We start from the raw sequence: 26,937 nt of genomic DNA, 5'->3' as shown, positions 1-26,937 counted from the left end.
GTCATACCATGCCGACTAAGGAGTCCAATGGCTGTCGTCGAAACCCTTGGCCAAGGTGAAAATCGGCTGCCGCCTGCCGTCGGCGGACAGCCAGAACACGCTCACGCTGTCGCTTGCCTTCTCCAGTCGCGGGTAGATTCTGAACCGGGTGACGCCCGCGCCCGGGGCGACCGTCAATGTGGCCGGGATTTCGCTGTCGGACGGCGTGAAGGCGCTCCAGCCTTTGTCGTTGGTTTCCAGGTCCTTGATGTTGACGGCCTCCGGCTCCCCGTTGCGGAGTGCCGTAGACGCGGCCCAGCCCATGCCGTCGGCAGGGCGCCACAGCACGATTTCAGGGAAGAGTGCGTCCAACTCCTCGCTGGAGGCGGCCCGGCTGGTTCCTGCAGCCTGCTGTACGGCGGGAATGGCCATCAACTGTCGGTAAACCTCGCGGGCCAGCAGGTAATAGCCGTAGCGGGTCAGGTGCAGGTCGTCCGCCCAGACCCTGCGGGTCTTGGCTCGATCCGAGAGGATGGGGTCGAAGGTGTCCTGCGCGTTGTCGAAGGGGACGTGGTTCCTGGCGGCTAGCGAGGCGTTGATGACGGGCAGGGCCGTGCGTCCGAAGGCCAGCAACTCGGCCAGGTCCTGATTCCCGTCCGTCAGGTAGGATGCGGCCGGGTCCTTGCCGGACTTCAGCGGATCGCTGACCAGCACGGCCAGCACATTGTCGCGCCGGGCGGCGTCAAGGGCTTTCTGCAGATTGCGTTCGTAACCCACGACGTTGCGGAATGTTTCGGGGATGGTGTATTCCCGTGTATACACCTTTCGATGCAAGGCTTGGGCTGCATCGAGATCGTTCAGCCCGTCCATGATGATGTACATGTCCGGGTCGAAGAGTCGCAGCCGAGTGGCGACTTGCAGGTAGGTGTGCAGAGAGTTGTAGCCGAAAACGCCCGCGTTGATCGTTTCGATGCGTTTGCCGCCGGGTGATCTGGTGCGCTCGAACATCGCCTGCAGGAGTGCGGGGTAGGAATACATGTCCGTTTCGACGCCCGCACCGTAGGTGGTGGAGCCGCCCAAGCAGATGATTCTGAAAGTGTCGGAAGGCTTGCGCAGGCTGAAGTCCGGTCCGGTGAACCCGTAGGCGTTGTGCCGGAAGCCGTGGAGGGCCTTGTCCTTGATCTCGTTGCTTTGCCTGAGGCGGAACCCCAGAGTGGGCGAGGTGGTGGCGGCGGGGTCGTGCTTGAAGGCGTGGATGTCGAGAAGCCTGGTATTGATGCTTTCGCGCATCAGCAGCCCGGTGGCTGTGGCCAGCAAGAGGACCGAGAAAAGGGCGGCGAAGAAGCGGTTCATCATCTGATGGATTGGTGTTGCGGCGCCAAATGCCGGATGCGGTTTACATCATGTTCAATCGTGTCCGGCCTGTCTCTAACCTCTGGCGGCATCCCAGGCAACGCAAATTATTAGGATACCAAGCCTTCGAGAAAGTGCTTCAGACGCGGAACCGTGGGGCTCGAGCAGAAGACGGGGCGCGGCGCCGCAGCGGGCGGGACAGACGCCCTTCGTGGCCCTTTGGTTCGCTCCGTTGGGCGGGGCGGGAATCAGGGCGTATGCTTCGGCATCCGCTTGCCTGGCGATCCTCCAGGTGCTCGAGGTAAAGCCGTGCTAGGCGAGGATCTCCGCCATCTGGGCGCGGAAGAGGGTGCTGCCGCCCATGGCCGGGTGGCGCACGGTGCGGAAGGCCAGCCCGGGGAAGAGCGCCCCCAGGGAGTGCTCTGCCTTGCGGCCCACGGCCACCACCAGGTGGGGGCGGAAGATGTCCAGAACTTCGGCCAGGAAGGGTTTGCCCAGCTCCAGCTCTTTGGTGCGCGGGGTGCGGTTGGTGCGCGGCTTGCCAGGCAGGTGCGGGTGCAGGGGGAGGGCGTTCCAGAGCAGGGGGATGACGCCGTGGGCGTCGGCCACGCCCCAAACGTAGCGGCCGCTGGGCTCGAACACGTCGCCCTGGCGGAACATGGTCTCCCGGTGGGAGGCGAAGAACGGATTGGCGTTGGTGGCCAGCGTCTCCGGGCTGGTGAAGGGCATGCCGGTCAGGGCGCAGCCCCGGTGCCCGGCGGCCTCGCCGATGAGCGCCAGCTTCACGGGCTGGCGGGCCAGGAAGAGCAGGAACTGGCGCATGTTGCCCGCGAGGCGCGCGTCCTGGAAGGGATTGAACAGGTCAGGGGCCTGTGGCACGGCGGCCAGGCGGGCCAGCAGGGCGTCTATGCGGGCGGCTTTGCTCATTGGATGTAAAAAAGCCCCGGAACCCGGCGGGCCGGGCTCCGGGGCTAGGTAGCGGATGCGTTAGGCCAGCTGGGCCAGCAGCTTTTCCTTGATGTCGTTGATGGCGCCTTCGCCGTCGAGCTCGATGTACTTGGTCACGCCCTTGGCGGCCAGGTCCTTGTAGAAGTAGGCGGCGGCCAGGGTGCCGGTGTTGGTGTCGTAGTAGATGTCGTGACGCTTGCCGATGGCGGCCTCGTCCTGGTCGTCGGAGCGGGCGGAGAGATCGCCGCCGCAGACGCGGCACTTGTCGCCGTTGGGCTTGATGGCGTCGATGAAGATGTTGTTGGGGTGGTTGGGGTCGTTCTTGCAGATGCGGCGGCCCATGATGCGGTTCTTGGCGATTTCGCGGGGCAGCAGGATCTCGATCACGTAGTCGAGCTTCATGCCTTCGGCCTGCAGGGCCTCCCACAGCTTCTGGGCCTGCACGGTGTTGCGGGGGAAGCCGTCCAGCAGCCAGCCGCCCTGACCTTTGGTCTTCAGGGTCTCGAGGACCATGGGGATGGTGATTTCGTCGGGGACCAGGTCGCCGCGGTCGATATACGCCTTGGCCTTCTTGCCCAGCTCGGTGCCGCCGCCGATGTGCTCGCGGAAGATGCCGCCGGACTCGATGTGAGCCAGATTGTATTTCTGCTTAACCAGGGAACCCTGAGTTCCCTTGCCGCTGCCGTTGGGCCCGAAGGTCAGGATATTCACGCGCCGCCTCCTTGTTTAAAAAGTAACAATCGGTGCTCTCTATCCCTCGGGCGGGGAAGTGTCAACGGCGGCGGCCCCGGAACCTGGAATGAAAACGATGCCATCGCGCGTCACCATGGCCTGCTTGCCGCCGGGGAACTGGAAGTCCTTGCCGAGGGAGCGAGCCGCCCAGGCCTCGTCCAGGGCGCGCAGTGGCGCGGCCAGGGGCTGGCCTGGCCCGAGCGACTCCACGACGCGCTTGTAGAGGCGCAGGCGCAGGGCCTTGGGGAGGTTTTTGAGGGTGTCGCCGGGCAGGAGGCGCTCTCCCGTGGCCGTGTCCGGCTCCGGGATCAGCGGCGACACGGCGTCATGGACGAAAGACTCGTCGATGCGCGCCTGGGTCCAGAGTTCGGCCACGGTCCCCAGAAAGTGCGGATTTTCACGAATGAACAACGGCACGAAATCCTTGCGGACCCGGTTCCGCAGGAAAGCGCGGTCCTCGTTGCTGGGGTCGTCGCGCCAGGCCAGGCCCCATTCGTTCAGGAAGCGGCGCAGCTGCTCCTTGGGCAGGGTGAGCAGGGGGCGCAGGATGCGCCGCTGCGGGTCCCAGGCGGGCATGCCGCCCAGGGCGGGCCAGCCCGCGCCGCGGAGCAGTCGCATGATGACGTCTTCGGCCAGTTCGTCCAGCTGGTGCGCGGTGAGCACCGCGAAGGAGCCGGTCTCGCGGCGCAGTTCCTCCAGCCAGGCGTAGCGCGCCCTGCGGCCGGCGTCCTCCAGGCCGGTGTGCCGGCTGGCGGCCTCGGCGCGGATGTCGGCGGCCTTGACCACGCAGCTGATGTCCAGCGCGGCGCAGGTCTCGGCGCAGTGGGCGGCGTCTTGTGCTGAGTCGGGGCGCAGGCCGTGGTCCAGGTGGGCGGCGTGCAGGGTCAGGCCCAGGCGCGGGCCGAGGATCGAGAGCATGGCGGCCAGGGCCGTGGAGTCCAGCCCGCCGGATACGGCGAGCACCACGCTTTGGCCGCGCAGCTCCTGCCCGGCGAGGTCAAGCAGTGTGCGCTCCACGCGCAGGCAGAGATGGGCGGACCAGGGGGAGAGGGCGGAGAGCCCGCCGGGCAGGGCCATGTGCTCAGAGCAGCCCGTGCTGCTGGAAATGACGGGCGTATTCCTGGTCGAAGCCGGTGACGTGCTCCTCGAACCAGCGCTGCAGGAAAATCAGCAGGTCGTTGGACAGCTCGGCCCTGTCGCCCAGGTAGTCAAGCTCGAAGTGGAGCAGCTTCTCGATGAAGGCCTCGTGCTGGGCCACGTGCGCCTCCAGGCCGGGGAAGCCGATGCGGTTCATCAGGCGTTCCTCGGTGCTGAAGTGCTCGCGCACGTAGTCGTTGAGCTCGCGGATGACGCGGGCCAGGATTTCCTTGCCTTCCCCGGCGGCGTGGGCCCGTTCCAGGTCGGCCAGCAGCTCGACCAGGCGCATGTGCTGCTGGTCGATCTCCTTGTGGTTCACGCTCAGGCTGTCGGACCAGACGAAGATGGTCATGGCGCGCTCCTAGACGGCGATGTCGAGCTCGCGCACGAGCACGTCCAGGCTGTCGATCATGTGCTCGCGCATGGCCGCGTTGGCGTATGCCACGCAGGAGCAGCGCAGAATCTGCCTGGCCCGCACCAGAAGCTCCAGGCGAATCCAGCCGTCGCCGGTCTCCAGGGGCAGGAAGAACGGCCCGCAGGATTCCAAGTGCTCACGCTGCTCCGGCCCCAGAAATTCCTCGGGGATGGGCACATAGTACATGCCCTTGATGGAGCCGGTCCAGCCCTTCTGCACCAGGCGCGCCTCGACCTTCTCCACGTCTTCGCGGGTGAGTTCGTCAATCTGGTATACGCGCATGGCTACTCCTTGGCGGCTGGTTTGCGGTCCATGTGGGCATCGGGGGGCACCACCTCGTCGTCGAGGTCGAACATGCGCCGGGCCAGGTCCAGGAAGCGTTCGCCGCCGTCCTCCTCCTGGGAGCGCCGTTTCAGGAACAACAGGGGCGGGTGGTAGAGCTTGTGCGCCAGGGACAGGGCCAGCTTCTCCACGGCGTCCTGCACACTCTGGGGGCAGTCGGGGCCGAGGCGCTTGAGAGTGCGGCGCAGCTCCTTGCGGGCGATGGCTTCGCCCTGGCCCAGCAGGTCCACGATGGTGGGCTGCAGGTCCAGGGATTTGAGCCACTGGCCGAACTTCTCCGACTCGGAGCGGATGATGTCCCGGGCCTTTTCGGCCTCGGTGGCGCGCTGGGCCTTGTTCTCCTCCACCACGTCCTTCAGGTCGTCGATGTCGTAGAGGTAGACGTTGTCCAGGCTGTTGATGTCCGGGTCGATGTCGCGGGGCACCGCGATGTCGATGAAGAACATGGGCTTGAACTTGCGCTTCTTGAGCACGTCCTTGATGTCGCGGGCCCGGATGATGGGCTCGGGGGAGCCGGTGGAGCTGATGACGATGTCCACCTCGGGCAGGCGGTCGATGAGCTCGGCGAAGGCCAGGGGCCTGCCCTTGAAGCGGGCGGCCAGCTCCTCCGCGCGGGACAAGGTCCGGTTGACCACGCTGAGCGACTTGACGCCCGCGCCCACCAGGTGCGTGGCGGCCAGTTCGGCCATTTCGCCGGCGCCGATGAGCATGGCCTTCTTGTCGCCCATCTCGCCGAAGATGTGCTTGGCCAGCTCCACCGCGGCGTAGCTGATGGAGACGGCGCTGGTGCCGATGCCCGTCTCCGTGCGCACGCGCTTGGCCGTGGAGAAGGCCTTGTGCAGCAGGCGGTTGACCACCACCTTGGTCTGGCCCTTGTCCACGGCGTTCTTGTAGGCCTGCTTGAGCTGCCCCAGGATCTGGGGTTCGCCAAGCACCATGGAGTCGAGCCCGGCGGCCACCTGGAACAGGTGCTCCACGGCCTCAAGCCCGCGCCGATGGTACACGTGGGGCGCCAGCTCCGAGGGGCTGCGGCCGCTGGACTCCGCCCAGCAGCGGATGACCTTCTCCCCCGCGCCGGAGCCCAGGGGTGCCACAACCAGGATCTCGACCCGGTTGCAGGTGGAGAGCACCAGCAGTTCGTCCACGGCCTTGCCCAGGCTTTCGACGCACTCCTCGAAGCTCACCTGCTCCTTGAGGGAAAAACACTCCCGCACGTTCACGTCCGCCGTGCGGTGGTTGAGACCGAGAATATGGATGTCGTGCTGCATCAGGCGAAACTGTGGTGCGTCTTTACGAAGAAGTTGATGCCGAGCATGGAGGCCAGGCTGAGCCCGAACACCCATATGGCCAGCCAGGCCGTCTTTCTGCCGCGCCAGCCCAGGGCCACGCGCTGGTGGAACAGGAAGGCGAACAGAAGCCAGATGAACACGGCGGTGATCTCCTTGGGGTCCCAGGAGAAGTAGCGCTTCCAGGTGAGCCCGGCCCAGAGGAAGCCGGAGAGCAGGCCCACGGTGTACAGGGGGAAGCCGAAGGTCACGGCCAGGCGGTTGGCGTTGTCCAGCTTGTCCAGCGAGGGGAGCGCGGCCCATACGCCGTTGAGCTTCTCCTTGCTTTTGATGCGCCGCTCCAGCTTGAGGTAGGCGGCTCCGGCGGCCCCGGCCATGGCCATGAGCCCAAGCGAGCAGAACAGCGTACCGATGTGCAGCCCGAAGAACAGCCCCGCCAGGGAGGGCGGCAGGGGCAGGCGCGCCGAATTGACGCCCAGCGAGCCCAGGAGAATGATGAAGGCCAGCGGCGTGGCGATGAGCCCCAGGAAGGAGAGTTTGAGCCGCACCCAGAGCACGAAGAGGATCAGCAGCAGGCTCCAGGAGAACAGGCTCAGGTAGAACTCCCCGCTGGCCAGGGCCAGGGAGGGGTTGGCGAAGAGCCGCAGGGCCAGGCTCACCGTGTGGCAGGCGAAACCAGCGCCGGAGGCGATGCCCCCGAAGGTGTTCGGGCGGTGCTTGCCGGTGAAGATGCCGCAGATGTGCCCGCCGCTGCCCACCAGATAGAGGGTCAGCGCTGCGTAGAGGGCGAGTTCAGCTGAGTCCATCCAGTAGCTCCGGGATGCTGCCGTGCAGCTCGGAAGGAATGTGCGCGGTGAGGATTTCCGCCGTGGCGGGCATGTCGCGCCGCTCCAGGGCGTCCAGCAGGCCCGATTCTACCAGGCTGCGGAAGATGGCCCCGTTGCGCGGCGAGCCCAGGCCCAGCTCCAGCACCAGGGGGCGCAGCCTGCTCATGAGCATGAGCGCGGCGGCGTACTCGCTGCCGAAGGTCTCGGACATCTCCTTGCGGATCTTGCGGGCCATGGCCGGGGAGGCCCCGCCAGTGGAGATGGCCACGGTCAGGTCGCCCTGGGTGTAGAGCGCGGGAACGATGAAGCTGCACTTCTCGGGCTGGTCCACGATGTTGCAGAGCAGGTCCCTGGCTTCGCAGGCCCGGCTGATGCGCCAGTTGAGCTCCTCGTTGGAGGTGGAGGCGATCACCAGGAAGCGGCCGTCCAGGTCGGCCTCCTCGAAGGAGCGCTGCTCGAAGCTCACGTTGGGCAGGGCCAGGACCTCCTGGAGCTCGGCGTCCGGGGGGCTGGTGTCCAGCACGAGGATTTCCTTGGCCCCGCAGGCGGCCAGGGTACCTATTTTGCGGCGGCCGACCTCGCCCGCGCCGACCACGAGGCAGCGCTTGCGGGTGAGGTCCGCGTAGAGTGGGTAGTAACGCATGGGCAGAGAGCCTAGCACAACCCGGCCCGCCAGCAAACCCACTTTCTTTCCCCCCGGCCTTGGGCTACCCTGGGCGTATGAAACCCGTGCTCGTCATGCAGCTGGCCCGCTTCGGGGATTTGCTTCAGACCAAGCGGCTGGTGGCGGGCCTGGAGCAGTCCGGGCGGCCCGTGCACCTGCTGGTGGACGCATCCCTGGCGGGCCTGGCGGGCCTGGTCTATCCCCGGGCGACGGTGCACGCCGTGGCGGCCCACTCCCGGCCGGACCTGGCCGCCCTGCAACAGGGAGTGCGCGAGTTGGCCGAGGCCGGGTTCCGGCGGGTCTACAACCTCAACTATTCGGGCCTCAGCGCCGCCCTGAGCACCGCCTTCGACCCGGAGACCGTGCGCGGCCACCGCCTGGAGCAAGGCCAGCTTAAGCGTGACCCCTGGGCGGCGATGGCCTTCCGCTGGACGCGCAGGCGCAGGCAGGCCGGGGTGAACCTGGCGGATTTCTGGGCGGGCTACGCCCCACCGCTGGCCGAGGCATCCACGGTGAACCCCGCAGCCGGGCCCAAGGGCGGCGGCCTGGGCGTGGCCCTGGCCGGGCGCGACCCGAGGCGCTCCCCCCCGCCGCGCGTGCTGGCCGGGGTGATCCAGGCCCTGCTGCCCACGCTGGGCACAGCCGGGGTGACGCTCTTGGGCACCGCCGCCGAGCGGCCCGCCGCCAAGGAGCTCACGGCCCTGCTGCCGGAACGCGTGGCCCGGCTGGTCACGGACCTCACCGGCCGCACCAATCTGGAGCAACTTGTGGACACTGTGGCCGGGCTCGACCGCCTGCTCACCCCGGACACCGGGATCATGCACCTGGCCGCGCACCTGGGCGTGCCCGTGACGGCCCTGTTCCTCTCCAACGCCTGGTGCCACGAGACAGGCCCTTACGGCCTGGGGCACACGGTCTGGCAGGCCACCCTGGACTGCGCCCCCTGCCTGGAATCCGCCCCGTGCCCAAACGAGGTGGCCTGCCTGGAGCCCTTCGCCTCCCGCGAATTCCTGCGGCTGGTTTCTGGCAAGTCTGGTGTGGAGCCGCCCGCCGGGCTCACTGGCTTCCGCACCGGCTTCGACGCCCTGGGCGCGTGCTGCGAGCCCTTCTGCGGCGCGGACCCGGGAAGGGGCGAACGCCTGGCCTTGCGCGCCTTCGCGGCCCGCAGCTTGGGCCTCGGCGGCGACGGCTACCAGCCCGCGCCAGCCCTCGCCGAGGACATGGTGGCGGACCCGGACTTCATGCTCCCCAAACATCAAGCACTTCTTGAGACATTATGAACCGATCCCTGCGCGTGCTCGTTGTCCTGCCCATGTACGGGGGCTCGCTGCCCATCGGCCGCTACTGCGCCCGAGCCCTTACGGGGCTGGGCCACTGCGTCGAGGTGTTCGACGCCCCGGAGTTTTACGGAGCGTTCTCCGCGCTCAAGGGGCTGCGCGTCACCTCCGAGCGGCTGGAGCACCTGGAGCACGCCTTCCTGCAGGTGGTGGCCCAGGCCATCCTGGCCAAGGCGGACACCTTCCGGCCCGACCTCGTGCTGGCCCTGGCCCAGGCCCCGCTCTCGCGCCAGGCCCTCAAGCGGCTGCGCCAGATGGGCATCCCCTCGGTGATGTGGTTCGTGGAGGATTTCCGGCTCTTCACCTACTGGGAGTCCTACGCGGCCCATTACGACGCCTTCGCCGTGATCCAGAAGGAGCCCCTGCTCACCAAGCTGGCCGCCGCCGGGCAGCCCAACGCCCTGTACCTGCCCCTGGCGGCGGACCCGGATTTTCATGCGCCGCTTGAGCTTTCATCCGTGGAGAAGCGCGTCTACGGCTCGGAGGTCTCCTTCCTGGGGGCGGGCTACCCCAACCGGCGCGTGGCCTTCAAGGAGCTGGTCTCCTACGGGCTCAAGATCTGGGGCTCGGACTGGGAGGGGGAGGACGTGCTCCAGGCCTACGTGCAGCGCGGCGGGGAGCGCGTGAGCCCCGAGGACGCGGTGAAGATCTTCAACGCCACGGCCGTGAACCTCAACCTGCACTCCAGCATTTCCGCCAGGGACCTGGTCAGCGGCGGGGACTTCGTGAACCCGCGCACCTTCGAGCTGGCCATGTGCGGGGCCTTCCAACTGGTGGACGAGCGCAGCCTCATGGGCGAGCTGTTCGCCCCGGGGGAGCTGGCCACCTTCGGCTCCATGCTGGAGCTGCACGAATCCCTGCGGCACTTCCTGGCCCACCCCGAGGAGCGCGACGCCTACGCGGAGCGGGCTCGCAACCGCGCCCTGGCCGAGCACACCTATCAGGCCAGGATGCGCACGCTGCTCGAATTCCTGGAGTCGCGCCTGGAGGGCTGGCCCCGGTCAGCCGAAGGCGGGAACGCCCTGGACGCCCTGCCCGAGGAACACCGCGAGGCCGCCGCCAGGCTGCTCGGCGAGTTGGGGCTCAGCCCCGAGGCCCCCTTCGCTGACCTCGTTTGGGCCTTGAGGGCCAAGGCGGGCAAACTCTCGCCGGTGGAGACGGCCATCCTCTTCCTGGATGAGTGGCGCAAGCAGTACGGAGGCGGCGCGGGCTGAACGGACGGGCCGGCTCCAGCCGCATCTTTCCGCGCTTCCATGGTAACTGCGTTGACTTGCTTCGGGACATAAGAAAAAGATTCGGATGATCCCGCCCGGCCCGATCGGGCGGGGGAAACCAGTTTCCGGTCGTTCACGGGACATACCGCGCGGCCATGGCGCCGCGCCCAAGGAGCGCGCCATCCTGATCCTCGCCATCATCCTGCTGGTCCTGGCCCTGCACGCCGTGCTGCTGCCCGGGGTGCGCAAGCGCCTGCCCGTCTCGCTGGAGGCCCTGGCGGCCGGGATTCTCGTGCTCGACTCATTGCTGCTGGGGTTTTTGCTCCTGGAGCTTTACTTCTCCCACTTCTACGACCAGTCAGACGGCTTCAACCTGACCCGCGCCGGGAAGAAGTGGTTCGAGCGCCACTGGCAGCCCATCAACAAGCTGGGCTACCGCGACATGGAAGTGACGCCGCCGGGGCCAGGCCAGCGCGTGCTGGTTGTGCTGGGCGACTCCTTTGCGGCCGGGCACGGGGTCAAGCAGGCCGGGGACCGCTTCTCCGACGTGGCCGCCCGCGCGCTGGGCGAGGCCTGGCGCGTGTACAACGTCTCCAAGATCGGCTGGGACACCCCTGACGAGATCAAGGCCCTCGAGGAGTTCCCGGTGAAGCCCGACGTTGTGGTCTTCTCCTATTACGTCAACGACATCTTCGCCGCCGCCCGGCAGGTGGGTTACCCGGCGAACTTTGCGGTGAACCTGCCCAAGGGCCTGACCAAGACCCTGCTGGAGAACTCGGCCCTGGCCGACTACCTCTACTGGCGCATGGAGCGCTGGGGCGGCAACCTGACAGGCGGAGGCGACACCTTCTGGGCCTCGCTCCAGGGGGCCTACGCCGACCCGGCGGTCTGGGGGGCGCACAACGCCGAACTGACGGAGCTGGCCCGCTACTGCCGGGAGAACCACATCGCGCTGGTGGCGGTGGTCTTCCCCATGTTGCAGGCCCCGGGCCAGAGCGCGCCCATCACGGCCAAGGTCGCCGGAGCACTGACGGAGCAGGGGGCCGCCGTGTTGGACCTGAGCCCGGTGTTCACAGGGACGCCTCCGTCCGACCTTGTGGTTGGCTCCCTGGACGCCCACCCCAACGAGGCAACGCACAAGAGGGTGGGGGAGATGATCGTCCCCATGGTGCGGGAGCTGGAGAAGACGGAGCTGGCGCGAAAGGCCGTGCAGTAGCGCGGGGAGCGGGCGGCGCACGAAAAAAAAAGGGGGCCGATTGGCCCCCTTCCGCGTTTTGCCGCCTGAAATACGCCTACATCCCGAGCGAAGCCAGCAGATCGTCCACGGAGGCCTGGCTGGAGTCCATCTGTGGCCCCTTGAGCTCGCTGACCTTGCGGTCGGCCTCGGCCTCGATGAGGTCGATGTCTTTTTCGGGGGCCTCCTCGTGGGCCTTCAGCTTGAAGCCCGTGGAGAGGTAGAGGTCCAGCACGATGGCCTCAACGTTCTTGATGGCCCCGATGATGCGCTTGATGCGCTGGCCGGTGAGATCCTGGAAGGAGAGGGTGGTCATGATGCTCATGAGGTCCTCGTTGAGGGCGTCGCTCATGGAGCGCAGCTCGGCCAACTGCTCCTTGGTGACGCCGCCGGACTTCAGGCTGTGCAGGATCTTGTTGGACTCGGCCTGCATCTCCAGGTGCTTCTCCACCACGTCCATGATCTCGCCGGTGGCCTGCTCGGTGGTGGCCAGGATCTTGTCCAACTGGTCGGCGGCTTCGCTGAAGAGTTGGTCCGCGCGCTTCTTCTCCTTGGTGATCTCGGCGCCGCCTTCGTCCTGCCGGGCGCTGGACAGCTCCTTGTAGATGGACTGAAGCCCCGTGCGCATGTTGTCGCTCAGGCGCTTGTAGAACTCGCTCTGCAAAAGCGAGCGGGTGAGTGTCTTGGACAGCTCGGTCTCAACGGCCTGGGTGATGGACGCCTTGAGGTTGTCCACCATCTCGTCCATGAGCTTGTCCATGATGTTTTCGATCGCCGCCTCGCTCTGAACCATGCCTGGCTACTCCCACATCTTGACGCGCAGCTCGTCGCGCTGGGTTTGGAACACGAATTGAACGATGGACTCCAGGTCGCGGTCGCGAACGCGGGTGAAGTCCACGGCCCAACCGGGCTCGCCGCCAACATCCTCGTTGCGGACAACCTGCCCGATGATCCCGGCCATGCGGATCGGCACCTGGGTCAGGGTGATGACGCATTCGATCATCTGGCCCACTTCCAGCGGCAGGGAGCTGGTCAGTTTGACCCCGGCGCCGGAAATCTCGCCGATCCGCACCGGGTAGGGGAAGTCGTCCAGGAGGTTGTCCTGGCTGTGCACGGAGATGAGCATGTCCAGCTTGCGGTCGATGCCGGCCAGGGCGTTCACCAGGGCCTCGTTCACCCCCGCGCTCTTGAGCTCCATCACGGAGACCGAGGTGCTGGTGATGGGGGCCTCGCGGAAGAGCTGGAGCTCCTTGTCGGAGGCGAGCAGCCTGATCCTGCCGCGCAGGTTGGTGGGGATGCGCAGGAACGTGCGTTTGTCTTCATCCATGCCGGACTCCCGGGAACGCGCGCTAGATGGTGCCGTTCTCCAACTGGGTCTCCATGGCCTTCACCGGGCAGACCTTCACGCACAGGCCGCAGGCCACGCACTTCTCGGGGTCGAAGGTGACCTTCCAGGTGGCCCTGTCCACGGAGAGGGCGCGGGGGCGGCACAGCGCGGTGCACACGCCGCAGTGCATGCAGGAGGCCTCGTCCTTGCGGATCTTCTGGCCCACGGGCGTGATCTTGACGCCGTGCTCCTTGAGGTAGTCCATGGCGTCGCTCACGGCCTTCTCCAGGCCGTTGATCTCCAGGATCATCTCGCCGACCTCGCGGGGCGTGATGTGCGCCTTGAGGATGTTGAAGCAGAGGTCGTAGAGCTTGATGATGTTGCACACCACGGGCTTGCCGGAGGTCTCCGGGGAGAAGCTCAGGTGCACGATCTTTCTGATCTCGTTCATTGCTGGGTACCTTAGATGAGGCTCTTGGCCCGGCGGGCTTCAGCCGAGTCGGGGAATTTCTTGACCAGGTCCTGGAAGATCATCTTGGCGGCCTCTTTCTTGTTCAGCTTCTGAAAGGCCATGCCCTGCTTGAGCATGGCCGCGGGCGCCTTGTTGCTCTTGGGGAACTTCTCGATGACTTCCTGGTAGTTGAGCACGGCCTGGGGCATGTCGCCCTTTTGGAAGTAGGCCTCGCCCATCCAGAAGTAGGCGTTGGGGGCCAGGGTGTGCTTGGGGTAGTTCTTGGCCACGTCGCCCCACATGGAGGCGGCCTTGTCGTACTCCTTGGCCTGGAAGGCCTGCATGCCCTTGGCGTAGATGGCCTCGGCCGGGTCCGTGTTGGTGGCGGCGGGCACGTCGGTGGGCTTGCCCGGGGCCTTGCCCTGGACCGGAGCCTGCGCCTGGGCCTGGGGCTGCTGCGGTGCGGCCTGCTGCATGGCGGGCTGGCCCTGGTCGGTCGCGGGGGCCTGCTGCGCGGCGGGCACCTGGCCGTCGATCTCCACGCCGAGCTGGGAGGCCACCTGCTTCAGGTTGCCCTCCAGCTTCTGGATGCGCCTGGAGAGCTCCGGCAGGGAGTTCGCGCCTCCGCCTCCGCCGTCGCCGGAGGTCAGGGAGCGCACCTGGAGGTTCAATTCCTCCACCTGGGCGGAGAGCTGCTGCACGCGGGAGCGCAGGCCGTCCACCTCGGCCAGGGCGTTGGCCTGGGCCTGGGCGTTGGGGTCCACGGGTTTGCCCTTCACCGGGGCGTCGGAGCTTCCGGCGCATCCCGAGAGCATGAGCAGGGCGGCCAGGGCGGCGATATGCTTACGGCTCATTTGATTGACTTTCCTCTTTTCTTGCCCACGAAGAGGTAGATGACGGCTCCGACCACGGGCACGAAGACCACCAGGCACAGCCAGACCATCTTTTCCTGTATTGTGGGGAACTCGCGATAGAAGGCGTGGGTGATCGCCCAGAAGTTGAGCACCAGCGGCAGGGCCAGCGCGACGTAGAACCAGATGGGGAACCCCCCGACGAGTGTTGTCAGGCTCATAGGTGCGTCCTTGCTATATCCAGGCGGCCGGTTTGGCAAGGCCGCGAGGGGTTTGGCTTCAGGGCCTCTTGCGTTCGTAGAGTGAGAATATAAGGAACAGTGAACCGAGCGTGATGGCTATGTCGGCCACGTTGAAGGCCGGCCAGTGGTAGGAGCCGATGTAGAAATCGAGGAAGTCGGTCACCTCGCCCGCGCGGATGCGGTCCACCATGTTGCCGAGCGCCCCGCCGAGGATCAGGCCCAGCGCGGTCACGAAGAGGGTGTCCTTGGGGTGGGCCTTGGTGAGCAGGTTGGCGATGATGACCACGGCCAGGGCCGAGGCCCCCAGGAAGAAATATGTCTGCCAGTTGCCGCCCGTGTCATTGAGGAAGCCGAACGCCGCACCCTTGTTGAGCGTGTGCACCAGATTGAAGAACCCGGGGATGACCTCGCGCCCGGTGAAAAGGGTGATGTGCTTCTGCACCAGGTATTTCGAGGCCTGGTCCAGCAGGGTGACTACGGCGGCGAGGCTCGCGGCGAGCAGGTAGTGTGGCTTCACGTGGCTTCCTTGTGGTTCGTAAGCGGCTGCGCATCCCAATATGCTAGCTGGCCGGGAAGTCAATCGCCGGGCGGGGCCTCAAACATCTTGCCGGGGGGCGGCTATTTGCGTACATCCACCCGCGAGGCGAAGCCCACGATTTTACAAAATCGCGCAGTGTCCGGGCCTCGCGCGCCCACCCAACCTCAACAACCCTTCCCAAGTCATGCCCAAACGCACGGACCTTAAGAAAATTCTGATCATCGGCTCCGGCCCCATCGTCATCGGCCAGGCCTGCGAATTCGACTATTCCGGTTCCCAGGCCGCCAAGGCTTTGAAGGAGGAGGGCTACGAGGTCATCCTCGTCAACTCCAACCCCGCCACGATCATGACCGACCCCGGCCTGGCCGACCGGACATACGTGGAGCCCATCGACCCCGAGATCGTGGCCAAGATCATCGAGCGGGAGCGCCCCGACGCCCTGCTGCCCACCCTGGGCGGCCAGACCGGCCTGAACACCGCCGTGGCCCTGGCCGAATCCGGCGTGCTGGACACGTTCGGCGTGGAGCTCATCGGCGCCAACCTGGCCGTGATCAAGAAGGCCGAGAGCCGCCAGGAGTTCCGCGAGGCCATGGACAAGATCGGCCTCAAGACTCCAAAGAGCGGCATCGCCCGCACCATGGACGACGTGCGCCACTGGGGCCGCCAGATCCCCTTCCCGATCATCATCCGGCCCGCCTTCACCATGGGCGGGTCCGGCGGCGGCGTGGCCTACAACATGGAAGACCTGGAGGCCATCTCAGCCCGGGGCCTGGCCCTTTCCATGAAGTCAGAGATCATGCTGGAGCAGTCCGTGCTCGGCTGGAAGGAGTTCGAACTGGAGGTGATGCGCGACGTGGCCGACAACTGCGTCATCATCTGCTCCATCGAGAACATCGACGCCATGGGCGTGCACACCGGCGACTCCATCACCGTGGCCCCGGCCCAGACGCTCACCGACGACGAATACCAGAAGATGCGCGACGCGGCCCTGGCCATCATGCGCGAGATCGGCGTCGAGACCGGCGGCTCCAACGTGCAGTTCGCCGTGAACCCGGCCGACGGCGAGATGGTCATCATCGAGATGAACCCCCGCGTGTCGCGCTCCTCGGCGCTGGCCTCCAAGGCCACGGGCTTCCCCATCGCCAAGATCGCGGCCAAGCTGGCCGTGGGCTACACCCTGGACGAGATCCCCAATGACATCACCAGGGAGACCATGGCCTCCTTCGAGCCCACCATCGACTACGTGGTCACGAAGATCCCGCGGTTCACCTTCGAGAAGTTCCCCGGCGCCGAGGACTACCTCACCACTGCCATGAAGAGCGTGGGCGAGGCCATGAGCATCGGCCGCAACTTCAAGGAGTCGCTCCAGAAGGGCATGCGCTCCCTGGAAGTGGGCATGCCCGGCCTCTCCAAGGAGTTCGACCGCTGCAACTGGGACAAGGAAGCCATCCTGGCCTCGCTGCGCAAGCCCAACTCCCGCAGGCTCTTCGACGTGCGCTCCGCCATGCTCTGCGGCATGACCGACGAGGAGATCCACGACGCCACCTGGATCGACCCCTGGTTCCTGCGCCAGATCCGCGAGATCGTGGACGTGGAGGCCGAGCTGCACTCCTTCGCGCTTGAGGAGTCCGTCAGCGCCTCCAACCCCAAGCTGGCCCCGGTGATGCGCAAGGCCAAGCAGTTCGGCTTCTCCGACCGGCAACTCGCCGCGCTCTGGAAGAAGGAGGAGCTCGACATCCGCTCCATCCGCCAGAAGCTCGAAGTGCAGCCCACCTACTACCTGGTGGACACCTGCGCCGCCGAGTTCGAGGCCTACACCCCGTACTTCTACTCCACCTACGAGTCCGGCAAGGAGACCGCTCCTTCCGAGAAGCGCAAGGTGGTGATCCTCGGCGGCGGCCCCAACCGCATCGGCCAGGGCATCGAGTTCGACTACTGCTGCGTGCACGCCTCCTACGCTTTGAAGGAGCTCGGCATCGAGTCCATCATGGTCAACTCCAACCCGGAGACCGTGTCCACGGACTACGACACCTCGGACAAGCTCTACTTCGAGCCCCTGACCTTCGAGGACGTGCTGAACATCATCGAGACCGAAAAGCCCGAGGGCGTCATCGTGCAGTTCGGCGGACAGACCCCGCTGAACCTGGCCGTGCCGCTCATGCGCGCGGGCGTGCCCATCCTGGGCACCTCGCCCGACTCCATCGACCGCGCGGAGGACCGCGAGCGCTTCCAGGCCCTGCTGCGCAAGCTGGGCCTCAAGCAGCCGCCCAACGGCACGGCCTTCTCCTTCGAGCAGGCCCGCGACATCGCCAAGGAGATCACCTACCCCGTGGTGGTCCGCCCCTCCTACGTGCTGGGCGGCCGGGCCATGGAGGTGGTCTACGACGAGGAGGCCCTGGCCAGCTACTTCAAGCGCACGGTGCAGGTCTCCCCGGAGCATCCCATCCTCATCGACAAGTTCCTGGAGAACGCGGTCGAGGTGGACGTGGACGCCCTCTGCGACGGCACGGACACCTACGTGGCCGGCATCATGGAGCACATCGAGGAGGCGGGCATCCACTCCGGCGACTCGGCCTGCGTGCTGCCCCCGCACACCCTCGACCCGGCCCTCGTCAAGGAGATCGAGCGCCAGACCGAGGCCCTGGCCGTGGAGCTGAACGTGGTGGGCCTGATGAACATCCAGTTCGCCATCAAGGACGGCGTGATCTTCATCCTGGAGGTCAACCCCCGGGCCTCGCGCACCTCGCCCTTCGTGTCCAAGGCCACGGGCGTGCCCCTGGCCAACCTGGCCACCAAGGTGATGATGGGCCAGACCCTCAAGGATCTCGACCCCTGGAACAAGCGCAAGACCGGGCACATCTCCGTGAAGGAGTCGGTGTTCCCGTTCAACCGCTTCCCCGGCGTGGACGTGCTGCTCGGGCCCGAGATGCGCTCCACCGGCGAAGTCATGGGCGTGGACGCCAGCTTCGGCCTGGCCTTCATGAAGAGCCAGCTCGCCGCCGGCCAGCGCCTGCCCATGGAGGGCACGGTGTTCATCTCCGTCAACGACGCCGACAAGGACGCCGTGGTTCCCGTGGCCAAGCTCTTCGAGGAGCTTGGTTTCAAGATCGTGGCCACCGGCGGCACCGCCGCCCACCTGAGCGCCAGCGGGGTCAAGGCCGAGAAGGTGCTCAAGGTCTACGAGGGCAGGCCCAACGCCGCCGACCACGTTATCAACGGGCAGATCCAGCTGATGATCAACACCGTCTCCGGCAAGAAGACCGTGCAGGACTCCTCCCAGCTGCGCCAGACCACCCTGATGTACGGCGTGCCGTACACCACCACGGTGGCGGGCGCGCGGGCCATGGCCCAGGCCATCAAGGAAATGAAGGGACACGGCCTCGGCGTGAAGAGCCTTCAGGAACACTACGCCTAGTAGCGCAAGCAAGCGCCCCGGCCGCCCGCAAGGACGGCCGGGGCTTTTTAGTTGACTCGGAAGGAAGGAGCATTATCTCCTCACTTTCAGCTTACGGCAGGTAGCAAGCACATGAAGAAAGAGTATTGCGGACTGTTCGGCATCTACGGCCACCCCGAGGCCGCTCGCATGACCTATTTCGGCCTCTACGCCCTCCAGCACAGGGGGCAGGAGTCGGCCGGCATCGTCACCTGGGACGGCGAGCAGATCCGCGAGCAGAAGGGCATGGGCCTGGTGGCCGACGTGTTCAACGAGCGCCACCTCGGCAAGGAGCTCAAGGGCAACATCGCCGTGGGCCACATCCGCTACTCCACCACCGGGGCCTCGCTGCTGCGCAACGCGCAGCCCTTCCTGGTGCGCTTCGGGGACTGGCGCCTGGCCATCGCCCACAACGGCAACCTGGTGAACACCCTGGAGTTGCGCGCGGAACTGGAGGCCTCCGGCTCCATCTTCCAGACCACCATGGACTCCGAAATCTTCGTGCACCTCATCGCCAAGCACCTCAACGGCGGCACCATCGAGGACGCCGTCATCAAGGCCTGCCAGCGCGTGAAGGGCTCCTACTCCCTGCTGATCCTGGCCAACGACAAGCTCATCGCCGTGCGCGACCCCCACGGCATCCGCCCGTTGTGCCTGGGCCGCCTGGACGACGCCTACGTGATCTCCTCCGAGACCTGCGCCTTCGACCTCATCGAGGCCGAATACCTGCGCACCGTGGAGGCGGGCGAGATGCTGGTGGTGCAGGGCAACTGCCTGCGCACCTTCCGCATCGGCGAGCCCAAGCCCGCCAAGCGCTGCATCTTCGAGCTGGTCTACTTCGCCAGGCCCGACTCCGTGGTCTTCGGCGAGGTGGTCTACTCCTGCCGCAAGCAGATGGGCAAGACCCTGGCCCAGGAGGCCCCGGTGGACGCCGACTACGTGATGCCCTTCCCCGATTCGGGCGTCTACGCGGCGGTGGGCTACGCCCAGCAGTCCGGCCTGCCCTTCGAGGTGGCCATGGTGCGCAACCACTACGTGGGGCGCACCTTCATCCAGCCCTCGCAGTCCATGCGTGACTTCTCCGTGCGCGTGAAGCTGAACCCCGTGCGCTCGCTCATCAAGAACAAGCGCATCATCATCGTGGAAGACTCCATCGTGCGCGGCACCACCATCCGCACCCGCGTGAAGAAGCTCAGGGAGCTGGGCGCGCGCGAGATCCACATGCGCGTGAGCTGCCCGCCCATCAAGTTCCCCTGCTTCTACGGCATCGACTTCTCCTCCAAGGGCGAACTCATCGCGGCCAACCACGCCGTGGAGGACATCGCCCGCTACATCGGGCTGGACAGCCTGCACTACCTCTCCATCGGCGGCCTGCTGGACTCCGTGGGCGCGGACAGGGAGCACCACAAGTACTGCCTGGCCTGCTTCGACGGGAATTACGTGATCCCGCCGTGCGCCGAGGGCGGCAAGCTCTGCATGGACGAGCAGAACGCCCTGACCTGGTAGGCCGCGTTGCTCAGGGCCATCATGGACAGCGTGGCCGCCGCGGCGGCCACGGTGAAACTCAAACCGCTGCTCAAGGATTATTGCGACATGCTGCGCGTGGAGTTGGATTCGAAGGGCAAGGTGCTGGTTCTGGAAGGCACCCCCAAGGGAGAGGCCGAGGCCATCCGCGTGGAGCTGGTGGGCTACAGCCTGGAGCGCGAGGACGGCAAACCCGTGCTGCGCTTCGAGGAACTGCGCGTGAGCAGGGAGTGGATGCAGAAGCTGGCGGAAACCTTCCTGAAGGACAATCGCATCGAGCTGCCGGCGGAGACCCCGCTGGAGCTGGTGAAGGCCTTCACCTAGACGGATTGTTGAGGATATTCGCGAATTGACGCGGCCACGGCGGAAGCTATGGCCGCGTTTTTTGTTGATGCGCACTGGAAGCCCGGTTCGGATGTTGTCAACTTGATGTCATAGCGATACCATGGTGGCATCATGCATCCGGGAGGCACCGCCATGAGCGTCGCCAGCACGTTGCGCACGGACAGCGCCACATTGGCCAGGTTGGACGAAGTGGCCAAGCAGATGGGCAGAAGCCGCAACTGGGCCCTGAACAAGGCCATCGAGGATTTCATCGCCTACCACGAGTGGTATCTCGCCAAGGTGCGGGAGGGGGTCGAAGCGGCGGAAGCGGGGCGTTTCGCGCCCCAGGATGAGGTCGATTCCGCCTTCAGGGAGTTCGGGGCCTAGCCATGCCAATGTGGACCGTTCATGCCCTGGACGATTTACGCGCCCAGTTGGCTTACATCGCCCAGGACAACCCCGAAGCCGCCCGGCGGACGGCGATCAAAATCAAGGTGTCCTGCGCCGGACTGGACCAGTTTCCCCGTGTTGGCCGTGAAGGCGCGGTCCAGGATACGCGGGAACTCGTGATTCCGGGCACGGCGTTTGTCTGCGTGTACCGCCTCGCCAAGGGCCGGGTGGAAATTCTGCGACTCCTGCACACGCGCATGATGTGGCCGGAGTAAAGACAGCCTTCATCCCTCAATCTCTCTGCGCGCCAGCTCCAGCACCATGGTGAACGGCACGCGTTCGAACAGCCCGAACGCCTCATGGGTCTTGAGCCGCATGGTGGCGGGCGAGGATATCCCGCATAGGAACTTGGCCATGCGCCGGGGCGTGCCCAGTTGCGACAGCCGCTCCCGGATCAGGGCGGCGACCCGCTCCATGGCCTGCCCTTTGGGGCGGCGCACGTTCAGCGGAGCGGGGTGGGCGGGCGCGTCGCCCAGGCAGGGGCCGCAGTGCCCGCAGTCTCCCATTTCCTCCCCGAAGTGCCCGGCCAGTTCCCGCGTGAGGCAGCCCGAGGTGGCGGCCAGGGCCAGCATCCTGCCCACGCGCTCCACATCCCTCGTCTCCCGCTGGTTGAAGCGCCGGGCCAGCTCCGCAGCCAGCGCCGCCCTGTCCCTGTCAGGCGCGAGCACGCGGAAACGCTGCTTCACGCCGCTGGTCTTGAGCGCGACATGCCCCTGGGCGTGCAGGTACTCCAGCGCGCTGACCACCCGCTCCCTGGGCTCCTCCAGGGCCTTCGCCGCCTCGTCCACGTCGATGGCGAAATATTTCCGGCGCTTGACCAGCTTGGCCAGCACCCGGCGCAGAAACTCCTGCCGCTGGGCGTCGAAGAGGGGGAGGAACTCCGCCGAGGGCTTGAGCGGCTCCACCAGATAGCTGGAATAGACGTGCCCCACGGAGCGCAGCACCCCGGCCAACTCCAGGTAGGTCAGCAGCGTGCGCACCACCAGGGGCCGGATGTCGTGCCGGTTGGAGAGATCGTAGACGGAGATGTCCTGCTGCGCCTCCCCGCCGAGGATCTCGTCCAGCGCGGCCGCGATGGAGCCCTCGTCCGGGGTGTCGCCCAGCACGAAGTTCTCCAGGGTCACGGTGTCCTGGCGGCAGACCAGCAGTTCGCACACGGCAGGTGCGCCGTCCCGCCCGGCCCGGCCGATCTCCTGGGCGTAGCTCTCCACGCACTTGGGCAGGTTGTAGTGGTACACGGCGCGGATGTCGGCCTTGTCCACCCCCATGCCGAAGGCGATGGTGGCCACCACGATCATGTCGGCGGAGGCCATGAAGGCGTCCTGCACGGCGTCGCGGTCTTCGTTCTCCATGCCCGCGTGGTAAGCCTTGGCCTGGAAGCCGTTGCGGCTCAGATACTCCGCCACGGATTCGGCCGTCTTCTGCAAGGTGACGTAGACGATGGCCGGGCCGCGCGGCCGCGAGGCCAGGCGGTCGAGCAGGGTGCGCCTGCGGCTGCCGGGCGTGACGGCCGTGGCGCGCAGCTCCAGGTTGGGGCGGTGGAAGCCGGTCCGCACGACGTCCTCGGGGGCGATGGCGAAGGCGCGGGCGATGTCCTGCGCGGTGGCCTGGTCCGCCGTGGCCGTGAGCGCCAGCACCCTCGGGATGCCGAGATCCCGCACCAGGTCCGCGATCTTGAGGTAGTCGGGCCGGAAGTTGTGGCCCCATTCGCTGATGCAGTGGGCCTCGTCCACCGCCAGCAGGGAGATCTTCACCCCGCGCAGGTGCTGCAGGAAACGCTCGTTGGCCAGCCGTTCGGGCGAGATGTAGAGGAGCTTGAGCCTGCCGCCGCGCAGGTCGTCCAGCACGGCGCGGGCCTGGGCCGCGTCCAGGCTGGAGTCGTAGCGGGCGGCCGCGATGCCCTTGGCGGTGAGGAAGTCGAGCTGGTCCTTCATCAGGGCGATGAGCGGCGAGATGACCACCGTCACGCCCGAGAGGCACAGCGCGGGCAGCTGATAGCAGAGGCTCTTGCCCGCGCCGGTGGGGAACACGGCGAGCACGCTGCGCCCGCCGAGCAGGCGTTGCACCGCCTCGGCCTGGCCGGGGCGGAACCCCGGAAAGCCGAACACGCTGCCGAGCATGGCCCGGGCGGATCGTTCGGGCGGGGCGCTGGTCATAGTGGGAGCCTCCGGCAGCGGATCATGGCCGGAGGATGTCATGTGCAAGCGGATTGTGTAAAGTCAAAATTTACGGTTTCGGGCCCACCTGATCCAGGGGCAGCCCCATGGCCCGCTCGATGCGCGCGCGCACCGTCTCGGCGCGCCTCTGCCCGTTCTCCAGGCTGGCCAGCTTCTCCGCGTTGCCCTCCCAGGTCTTGAGCCAGATGGCGTAGCGGTCCTCCACGCTCACCCGGGTGGTGCGGCGGTAGCTTTTGTCCGCCATGTAGACCACCTCGGCGGCGCTTACGGGTTCGGGCTCCTGGGGCGTACGCCCGGCCAGGCGGGTGTGCACCTCGGCCACGGCGGCCACCTCGGGGTAGCCCAGGCCGCGCAGCAACTCGCCCGCGGCGCGGTCATGGTCGGGCTGGCCCTTGCACATGTCGTGGAGCAGGGCGGCCGACTCCACGAGGCCCCGGTCCAGCACGTGGCCGCGCTCGGCCAGCCTGTCCCTGATGGCCAGGGCGAGCTCGGCCACGGCGACGCTGTGGGCTATGCGCTCCGGCTTGGATTGATGTTGTTCGAGCAGGGCCAGGGCCTCCGTCCTGGAGGGGGTGCGCATGGTCGTACCGGCCTGGTTGGAGTTGTCTACGAGCATGTTCTAGACCAGCAGGGCTTTGGCGAAGTCCTCGCCGGAGAAGGGCCGCATGTCCTCCATCTTTTCGCCCAGCCCCACGAAGGTGATGGGGATGGCGTGCTCCAGGGCGATGCCCACCACCACGCCGCCCTTGGCCGTACCGTCGAGCTTGGTGAGCACGATCTCGTCCACGCCCACGGCCTCGTGGAACAGCTTGGTCTGGGAGAGGGCGTTCTGGCCGGTGGTGGCGTCCACCACCAGGATGGTGCGGTGGGGCGCCCCGGGGTGCTTCTTGCCGAGCACCCGCTCGATCTTCTTCAGCTCTTCCATGAGGTTTATCTTGGTGTGCAGGCGGCCCGCGGTGTCCAGGAGCATGAGGTCGTAGCCGTTGGCCAGGCAGTGGTCCATGGCCTCGAAGGCCACGGCCGCCGGGTCCGCGCCCTCGCCCTTGGAGAAGAAGCCCGCGCCCACGCGCCCGGCCCAGATCTGCAGCTGCTCGATGGCGGCGGCTCGGAAGGTGTCGCCCGCCACGATGAGCACCTTGCGGCCCTGCATCTGCGCCCGGTAGGCCAGCTTGGCGATGGAGGTGGTCTTGCCCACGCCGTTGACGCCCACCATCATCACCACCTCGGGCGGGTTCACGGCCTTGATGGTCTTGGGGGCCTTGAAGATCTGGGCCAGCTCCTCGCGCAAGATGTCCTTGAAGCCGGAGGGGTCGGTCACGCCGGCCTTGCGGGCCCGGTTCTTGAGCTGGGAGAGCAGCTTGGCCGCGGGCTCGAAGCCCACGTCGGCCATGATGAGGATCTCCTCCAGCTCGTCCCAGAAGTCGTCGTCCATCTTGGAGTGGGAGGAGAGCAGCCCGTCGATGCGCGCCGCGATCTGTTCGCGGGTCTTGGCCAGGCCTTCGGAGAGCTTGATGAACAGGCGGCTGCGCTCGTCCTCCTCGTCCTCCAGGTCCAGGGCAAGGGCCAGGCGGTACTGCAGCTCGGAGCGGAATTCCTCCACCTCCTCGTAGCCCATGTTGGCGAGCCACTTCTCGAAGGAGGCGATGAACTCGTCGGCCTCGGCCGCAGGGGCTTCGAGGCAGTTGAACAGGAAGCGCAGACGCGCCCAGAGTTCGGGGCCGCCGCGATCGACGCCCTGGAGCACGATGCCCAGCCACACCGAGAGCTTGGGCTCGGCCTGGCGCAAGGTCAGGGTCAGTTCGGACTGCCAGGCGGGAGCCGCGCCGGGCTCGGGCGTGGGGCAGGCGGCGGATGCGGCCTGTTCTTCCCGTTCGGGAGCCCCGGCAGGCGCGGGGCTTTCCGGCTCCGGCCCCAGCTCTGGCGCTGGCGCGGCCTGTTCCCCGGCGGGAGCTTCGGAGGCTTCCCTGCTTTCAGGAGCCTTCTCTTCGGGCGTCTGTTCTTCGGGCTTCTTGCGGCCGATCCAGGAGCTGAGCTTGGAGAAAAAACCCATGAGCCATCCTTATAAGATTTACTGTGCGCACCTCTCCTAACCCAGCGGGCCTTCCCAGACAAGGGCGCAGACGCCTCTTGCCCGCATACTCCCGATTGGATTAGAATGTCGGGATGAAACGTACCAAGATCGCTCAACTGCTCGCGGCCGAAGGGCCCGCTCCCCGTGTGCTGGTGAAGGGCTGGGTGCGCACCCGGCGCGATTCGAAGGAATTCTCCTTCCTGGAAATCAACGACGGCTCCTGCCTGGGCAACATCCAGGCCGTGGTGGACGCCGGCATCCCCGGGTACGACTCCGTGAAGGAGATGGGCACCGGGGCCTCCGTGGCCGTGGAGGGCGAGCTCGTTCCCTCCCCCGGCAAGGGCCAGGCCTGGGAGATCAAGGCCACGTCGGTCGCGCTCATCGGCGCCTCCGACCAGGACACCTTCCCCTTGCAGAAGAAGCGGCACTCCGACGAATTCCTGCGCACCATAGCGCATCTGCGGCCCCGCACCAACAAGTTCGGCGCGCTCTTCCGCATCCGCTCCGAGCTGGCCCTGGCCGTGCACCGCTACTTCCAGGAGCGCGGCTTCTTCTACCTGCACTCGCCCCTTATCACCGGGGCGGACTGCGAGGGCGCGGGCGAGATGCTGCGCGTCACCACCCTGACCCCGGGCCAGATGCTCGGCCCCGAGGGAATCAAGGCCGACTTCTTCGGCAAGGAGGCCTTCCTGACGGTCTCCGGCCAGCTCTCGGCCGAGCCTTTCGCCCTGGCCCTGGGCGACGTGTACACCTTCGGCCCCACATTCCGCGCCGAGCCCTCCGACACGGCCCGCCACGCGGCCGAGTTCTGGATGGTGGAGCCCGAGATGGCCTTCGCCGACCTGACCGACGACATGGACCTGGGCGAAGACCTGCTCAAGTACTGCATCAAGGCGGTCATGGAGAACCGCCCCTCCGACCTGGAGTTGTTCGCCAAGTGGGTGGACACCGGCCTGGCCGAGCGCCTGGACAAGCTCGTGGGCGAGCCCTTCGAACGCATCTCCTACACCGAGGCCATCGACATACTCACCAAGGCCAAGAAATCCTTCGAGTATCCCGTGGGCTGGGGCAAGGACATCCAGACCGAGCACGAGCGCTATCTGGCCGAGGAGCACTTCGGCAAGCCAGTGATCGTTTATGACTACCCCAAGGATATCAAGGCGTTCTACATGCGCCAGAACGACGACGGCAAGACCGTGGGCGCCATGGACGTGCTGGTGCCCCGCATCGGCGAGATCATCGGCGGCAGCGCCCGCGAGGAGCGCATGGACAGGCTCCAGGCCCGCATCGACGAGCTGGGCCTCTCCTGCGAGAGCTACGGCTGGTACCTGGACACCCGCCGCTTCGGCACGGCCCCCCACGCCGGTTTCGGCCTGGGCTTCGAGCGCCTGGTCATGCTGGTCACGGGTGTGACCAACATCCGAGACGTCATCGCCTTCCCCAGGACGTACAAGCACTTGGAATTCTAAACGGCTTCAATTCCGGGAGACTGTTTCCTTGAAAGGGGGGAGGGCGAAAGCCTTCCCCTCTTGCGTTTCTGTGCTATATTACAATGTGCGGCTCAGATACCCTTCTTCAATAGGACGCACCGGGGAGCCTGGGGTGCGCCCTGGGGAAGGGCAAATTCGCTGCGGCGTGAAGCATAGTGATGCAGAGGTCTTGCGCCTCTTGCCCCGCCTCGAATCATAAAAAAGTTCCGCAGGTTGCGGAAAAGCTGTTGACGCGGGGCCCTGGTCCGGCTAGACAGCCTCTCCCGCTGCGGGAGGGCCTGACGGCCACCTGGGGCGGGTTTGAAAAATTGACAACAAGACGCGAAAGGCGGTTGACACGGCAGTCGGGCTTCGGTAGGAAGTTCGGCCCGCTGCGGGAAGGGTGGAGACGCCCTGGCCGGAGCGGAACGTGTCGAAAACTTCGCAGAAAGTTGTTGACGCGGAGGACGGAAGCCCATAGGTTGCCGCCTCGCCCGACGGAGCCGAGTGCTTCGGCGGGGATTGAAAAACGAAGATTGAGCGTCGACGAAATAAGTCGTTGACACCGCGGGCCGGGCGGCGTAGATACGCTTCCCCGCGCTTGAAAACGCG

Annotated in this window: 27 protein-coding genes; 9 read left to right on the top strand and 18 right to left on the bottom strand. The window is 66.5% G+C overall.

What is annotated here, in order from left to right:
- Positions 1–15: 15 nt before the first annotated feature.
- The 9 genes from MLE27_RS14900 to MLE27_RS14860 form a co-directional block, all read right to left on the bottom strand.
- Entirely contained in the window at positions 16–1,269 is a 1,254-nt protein-coding gene (locus MLE27_RS14900) for an SGNH/GDSL hydrolase family protein (protein ID WP_243312887.1), read from the bottom strand.
- 375 nt (positions 1,270–1,644) lie between these two features.
- Positions 1,645–2,259 (bottom strand): uracil-DNA glycosylase, encoded by a 615-nt coding sequence (locus MLE27_RS14895; protein ID WP_243312886.1) that lies wholly within the window; start codon positions 2,257–2,259, stop codon positions 1,645–1,647.
- Positions 2,260–2,319: 60 nt separating this feature from the next.
- Positions 2,320–2,991 (bottom strand): adenylate kinase, encoded by a 672-nt coding sequence (locus MLE27_RS14890; RefSeq protein WP_243312885.1) that lies wholly within the window; start codon positions 2,989–2,991, stop codon positions 2,320–2,322.
- A gap of 39 nt (positions 2,992–3,030) precedes the next feature.
- Complete coding sequence (tilS, locus tag MLE27_RS14885; RefSeq protein WP_243312884.1) at positions 3,031–4,089, bottom strand: tRNA lysidine(34) synthetase TilS; 1,059 nt, start codon at positions 4,087–4,089, stop codon at positions 3,031–3,033.
- A gap of 4 nt (positions 4,090–4,093) precedes the next feature.
- Positions 4,094–4,501 carry a bacteriohemerythrin gene (locus MLE27_RS14880; RefSeq protein WP_243312883.1) on the bottom strand — a complete coding sequence of 136 codons (408 nt, stop codon included), beginning with the start codon at positions 4,499–4,501 and terminating at the stop codon, positions 4,094–4,096.
- A 9-nt stretch (positions 4,502–4,510) separates the two neighbouring features.
- Positions 4,511–4,846: a hypothetical protein gene (locus MLE27_RS14875; RefSeq protein ID WP_243312882.1), complete on the bottom strand. Its 336-nt coding sequence runs from the start codon at positions 4,844–4,846 to the stop codon at positions 4,511–4,513.
- A gap of 2 nt (positions 4,847–4,848) precedes the next feature.
- A complete protein-coding gene (gene hemA, locus MLE27_RS14870; RefSeq protein WP_243312881.1) occupies positions 4,849–6,174 on the bottom strand; it encodes a glutamyl-tRNA reductase in 1,326 nt (441 codons plus the stop codon).
- Positions 6,174–6,998, bottom strand: a complete 825-nt coding sequence (gene ccsA, locus MLE27_RS14865) for a cytochrome c biogenesis protein CcsA (RefSeq protein WP_243312880.1) — start codon at positions 6,996–6,998, stop codon at positions 6,174–6,176. The genes hemA and ccsA overlap by 1 nt, the downstream gene beginning before the upstream one ends.
- The gene (locus tag MLE27_RS14860) at positions 6,985–7,662 is read right to left on the bottom strand and encodes a precorrin-2 dehydrogenase/sirohydrochlorin ferrochelatase family protein (RefSeq protein WP_243312879.1); all 678 of its coding nucleotides are present in this window, start codon (positions 7,660–7,662) and stop codon (positions 6,985–6,987) included. Before MLE27_RS14860 ends, ccsA begins: the two co-directional genes overlap by 14 nt.
- A gap of 77 nt (positions 7,663–7,739) precedes the next feature.
- Here MLE27_RS14860 and MLE27_RS14855 point away from each other — a divergent pair, with 77 nt between their 5' ends.
- The 3 genes from MLE27_RS14855 (at position 7,740) to MLE27_RS14845 (ending at position 11,450) form a co-directional block, all read left to right on the top strand.
- Positions 7,740–8,963, top strand: a complete 1,224-nt coding sequence (locus tag MLE27_RS14855; RefSeq protein WP_243312878.1) for a glycosyltransferase family 9 protein — start codon at positions 7,740–7,742, stop codon at positions 8,961–8,963.
- Positions 8,960–10,234 carry a CgeB family protein gene (locus MLE27_RS14850; protein ID WP_243312877.1) on the top strand — a complete coding sequence of 425 codons (1,275 nt, stop codon included), beginning with the start codon at positions 8,960–8,962 and terminating at the stop codon, positions 10,232–10,234. The genes MLE27_RS14855 and MLE27_RS14850 overlap by 4 nt, the downstream gene beginning before the upstream one ends.
- Before the next feature lie 85 nt (positions 10,235–10,319).
- Positions 10,320–11,450 (top strand): SGNH/GDSL hydrolase family protein, encoded by a 1,131-nt coding sequence (locus tag MLE27_RS14845; protein ID WP_243312876.1) that lies wholly within the window; start codon positions 10,320–10,322, stop codon positions 11,448–11,450.
- Between the two features lie 76 nt (positions 11,451–11,526).
- Here the strand turns inward: MLE27_RS14845 and MLE27_RS14840 are convergent, their stop codons facing one another.
- Genes MLE27_RS14840 through lspA form a run of 6 tightly spaced genes read right to left on the bottom strand, consistent with a single transcriptional unit; the run spans position 11,527 to position 14,856 of the window.
- The gene (locus MLE27_RS14840) at positions 11,527–12,261 is read right to left on the bottom strand and encodes a protein phosphatase CheZ (RefSeq protein ID WP_243312875.1); all 735 of its coding nucleotides are present in this window, start codon (positions 12,259–12,261) and stop codon (positions 11,527–11,529) included.
- Between the two features lie 6 nt (positions 12,262–12,267).
- Positions 12,268–12,795 (bottom strand): PilZ domain-containing protein, encoded by a 528-nt coding sequence (locus MLE27_RS14835; RefSeq protein ID WP_243312874.1) that lies wholly within the window; start codon positions 12,793–12,795, stop codon positions 12,268–12,270.
- A 22-nt stretch (positions 12,796–12,817) separates the two neighbouring features.
- Complete coding sequence (locus MLE27_RS14830) at positions 12,818–13,246, bottom strand: NIL domain-containing protein (RefSeq protein ID WP_243312873.1); 429 nt, start codon at positions 13,244–13,246, stop codon at positions 12,818–12,820.
- Between the two features lie 11 nt (positions 13,247–13,257).
- Positions 13,258–14,100: a tol-pal system protein YbgF gene (ybgF, locus tag MLE27_RS14825; protein ID WP_243312872.1), complete on the bottom strand. Its 843-nt coding sequence runs from the start codon at positions 14,098–14,100 to the stop codon at positions 13,258–13,260.
- Entirely contained in the window at positions 14,097–14,318 is a 222-nt protein-coding gene (locus MLE27_RS14820) for a PLDc N-terminal domain-containing protein (RefSeq protein ID WP_243312871.1), read from the bottom strand. Before MLE27_RS14820 ends, ybgF begins: the two co-directional genes overlap by 4 nt.
- A 58-nt stretch (positions 14,319–14,376) precedes the next feature.
- The gene (gene lspA, locus MLE27_RS14815; protein WP_243312870.1) at positions 14,377–14,856 is read right to left on the bottom strand and encodes a signal peptidase II; all 480 of its coding nucleotides are present in this window, start codon (positions 14,854–14,856) and stop codon (positions 14,377–14,379) included.
- A 205-nt stretch (positions 14,857–15,061) separates the two neighbouring features.
- Between lspA and carB the strand changes: the two genes are divergently transcribed.
- From carB to MLE27_RS14790, 5 genes are all read left to right on the top strand, one after another.
- Positions 15,062–18,292 carry a carbamoyl-phosphate synthase large subunit gene (gene carB / locus MLE27_RS14810; protein WP_243312869.1) on the top strand — a complete coding sequence of 1,077 codons (3,231 nt, stop codon included), beginning with the start codon at positions 15,062–15,064 and terminating at the stop codon, positions 18,290–18,292.
- A gap of 111 nt (positions 18,293–18,403) precedes the next feature.
- Positions 18,404–19,816, top strand: a complete 1,413-nt coding sequence (purF, locus tag MLE27_RS14805; protein ID WP_243312868.1) for an amidophosphoribosyltransferase — start codon at positions 18,404–18,406, stop codon at positions 19,814–19,816.
- Between the two features lie 6 nt (positions 19,817–19,822).
- Positions 19,823–20,158, top strand: a complete 336-nt coding sequence (locus tag MLE27_RS14800) for a hypothetical protein (protein WP_243312867.1) — start codon at positions 19,823–19,825, stop codon at positions 20,156–20,158.
- 153 nt (positions 20,159–20,311) lie between these two features.
- A complete protein-coding gene (locus MLE27_RS14795) occupies positions 20,312–20,545 on the top strand; it encodes a CopG family ribbon-helix-helix protein (protein ID WP_243312866.1) in 234 nt (77 codons plus the stop codon).
- Between the two features lie 2 nt (positions 20,546–20,547).
- Entirely contained in the window at positions 20,548–20,823 is a 276-nt protein-coding gene (locus MLE27_RS14790; RefSeq protein ID WP_243312865.1) for a type II toxin-antitoxin system RelE/ParE family toxin, read from the top strand.
- A 9-nt stretch (positions 20,824–20,832) separates the two neighbouring features.
- On the opposite strand, the gene MLE27_RS14785 is transcribed toward MLE27_RS14790, so the two are convergent.
- From MLE27_RS14785 to ftsY, 3 genes are all read right to left on the bottom strand, one after another.
- On the bottom strand, positions 20,833–22,764 hold the full coding sequence (locus tag MLE27_RS14785; protein WP_243312864.1) for a RecQ family ATP-dependent DNA helicase: 1,932 nt from the start codon (positions 22,762–22,764) through the stop codon (positions 20,833–20,835).
- 70 nt (positions 22,765–22,834) lie between these two features.
- Positions 22,835–23,401 (bottom strand): HD domain-containing protein, encoded by a 567-nt coding sequence (locus tag MLE27_RS14780; RefSeq protein WP_243312863.1) that lies wholly within the window; start codon positions 23,399–23,401, stop codon positions 22,835–22,837.
- Positions 23,402–23,404: 3 nt separating this feature from the next.
- On the bottom strand, positions 23,405–24,835 hold the full coding sequence (gene ftsY / locus MLE27_RS14775) for a signal recognition particle-docking protein FtsY (RefSeq protein WP_341482541.1): 1,431 nt from the start codon (positions 24,833–24,835) through the stop codon (positions 23,405–23,407).
- A 113-nt stretch (positions 24,836–24,948) separates the two neighbouring features.
- Here ftsY and asnS point away from each other — a divergent pair, with 113 nt between their 5' ends.
- Complete coding sequence (asnS, locus tag MLE27_RS14770; protein WP_243312862.1) at positions 24,949–26,325, top strand: asparagine--tRNA ligase; 1,377 nt, start codon at positions 24,949–24,951, stop codon at positions 26,323–26,325.
- Positions 26,326–26,937: the final 612 nt, after the last annotated feature.

It is taken from the genome of Fundidesulfovibrio agrisoli, assembly GCF_022808715.1.
Lineage (GTDB): Bacteria > Desulfobacterota > Desulfovibrionia > Desulfovibrionales > Desulfovibrionaceae > Fundidesulfovibrio > Fundidesulfovibrio agrisoli.
Note: the sequence above shows the minus strand (reverse complement) of the source record. Positions and strands in the feature narration are given on the sequence as shown.

What these genes read in the sequence shown, in the direction of transcription:
- MLE27_RS14900 (WP_243312887.1), bottom strand. Translation starts at nt 1,269, where the DNA reads ATGCGCGAAAGCATCAATACCAGGCTTCTCGACATCCACGCCTTCAAG.
- MLE27_RS14895 (WP_243312886.1), bottom strand. Translation starts at nt 2,259, where the DNA reads ATGAGCAAAGCCGCCCGCATAGACGCCCTGCTGGCCCGCCTGGCCGCC.
- tilS (WP_243312884.1), bottom strand. Translation starts at nt 4,089, where the DNA reads ATGGCCCTGCCCGGCGGGCTCTCCGCCCTCTCCCCCTGGTCCGCCCAT.
- MLE27_RS14880 (WP_243312883.1), bottom strand. Translation starts at nt 4,501, where the DNA reads ATGACCATCTTCGTCTGGTCCGACAGCCTGAGCGTGAACCACAAGGAG.
- MLE27_RS14875 (WP_243312882.1), bottom strand. Translation starts at nt 4,846, where the DNA reads ATGCGCGTATACCAGATTGACGAACTCACCCGCGAAGACGTGGAGAAG.
- hemA (WP_243312881.1), bottom strand. Translation starts at nt 6,174, where the DNA reads ATGCAGCACGACATCCATATTCTCGGTCTCAACCACCGCACGGCGGAC.
- ccsA (WP_243312880.1), bottom strand. Translation starts at nt 6,998, where the DNA reads ATGGACTCAGCTGAACTCGCCCTCTACGCAGCGCTGACCCTCTATCTG.
- MLE27_RS14860 (WP_243312879.1), bottom strand. Translation starts at nt 7,662, where the DNA reads ATGCGTTACTACCCACTCTACGCGGACCTCACCCGCAAGCGCTGCCTC.
- MLE27_RS14855 (WP_243312878.1), top strand. Translation starts at nt 7,740, where the DNA reads ATGAAACCCGTGCTCGTCATGCAGCTGGCCCGCTTCGGGGATTTGCTT.
- MLE27_RS14850 (WP_243312877.1), top strand. Translation starts at nt 8,960, where the DNA reads ATGAACCGATCCCTGCGCGTGCTCGTTGTCCTGCCCATGTACGGGGGC.
- MLE27_RS14845 (WP_243312876.1), top strand. Translation starts at nt 10,320, where the DNA reads ATGATCCCGCCCGGCCCGATCGGGCGGGGGAAACCAGTTTCCGGTCGT.
- MLE27_RS14840 (WP_243312875.1), bottom strand. Translation starts at nt 12,261, where the DNA reads ATGGTTCAGAGCGAGGCGGCGATCGAAAACATCATGGACAAGCTCATG.
- MLE27_RS14835 (WP_243312874.1), bottom strand. Translation starts at nt 12,795, where the DNA reads ATGGATGAAGACAAACGCACGTTCCTGCGCATCCCCACCAACCTGCGC.
- MLE27_RS14830 (WP_243312873.1), bottom strand. Translation starts at nt 13,246, where the DNA reads ATGAACGAGATCAGAAAGATCGTGCACCTGAGCTTCTCCCCGGAGACC.
- ybgF (WP_243312872.1), bottom strand. Translation starts at nt 14,100, where the DNA reads ATGAGCCGTAAGCATATCGCCGCCCTGGCCGCCCTGCTCATGCTCTCG.
- MLE27_RS14820 (WP_243312871.1), bottom strand. Translation starts at nt 14,318, where the DNA reads ATGAGCCTGACAACACTCGTCGGGGGGTTCCCCATCTGGTTCTACGTC.
- carB (WP_243312869.1), top strand. Translation starts at nt 15,062, where the DNA reads ATGCCCAAACGCACGGACCTTAAGAAAATTCTGATCATCGGCTCCGGC.
- purF (WP_243312868.1), top strand. Translation starts at nt 18,404, where the DNA reads ATGAAGAAAGAGTATTGCGGACTGTTCGGCATCTACGGCCACCCCGAG.
- MLE27_RS14795 (WP_243312866.1), top strand. Translation starts at nt 20,312, where the DNA reads ATGAGCGTCGCCAGCACGTTGCGCACGGACAGCGCCACATTGGCCAGG.
- MLE27_RS14790 (WP_243312865.1), top strand. Translation starts at nt 20,548, where the DNA reads ATGCCAATGTGGACCGTTCATGCCCTGGACGATTTACGCGCCCAGTTG.
- MLE27_RS14785 (WP_243312864.1), bottom strand. Translation starts at nt 22,764, where the DNA reads ATGACCAGCGCCCCGCCCGAACGATCCGCCCGGGCCATGCTCGGCAGC.
- MLE27_RS14780 (WP_243312863.1), bottom strand. Translation starts at nt 23,401, where the DNA reads ATGCTCGTAGACAACTCCAACCAGGCCGGTACGACCATGCGCACCCCC.
- ftsY (WP_341482541.1), bottom strand. Translation starts at nt 24,835, where the DNA reads ATGGGTTTTTTCTCCAAGCTCAGCTCCTGGATCGGCCGCAAGAAGCCC.
- asnS (WP_243312862.1), top strand. Translation starts at nt 24,949, where the DNA reads ATGAAACGTACCAAGATCGCTCAACTGCTCGCGGCCGAAGGGCCCGCT.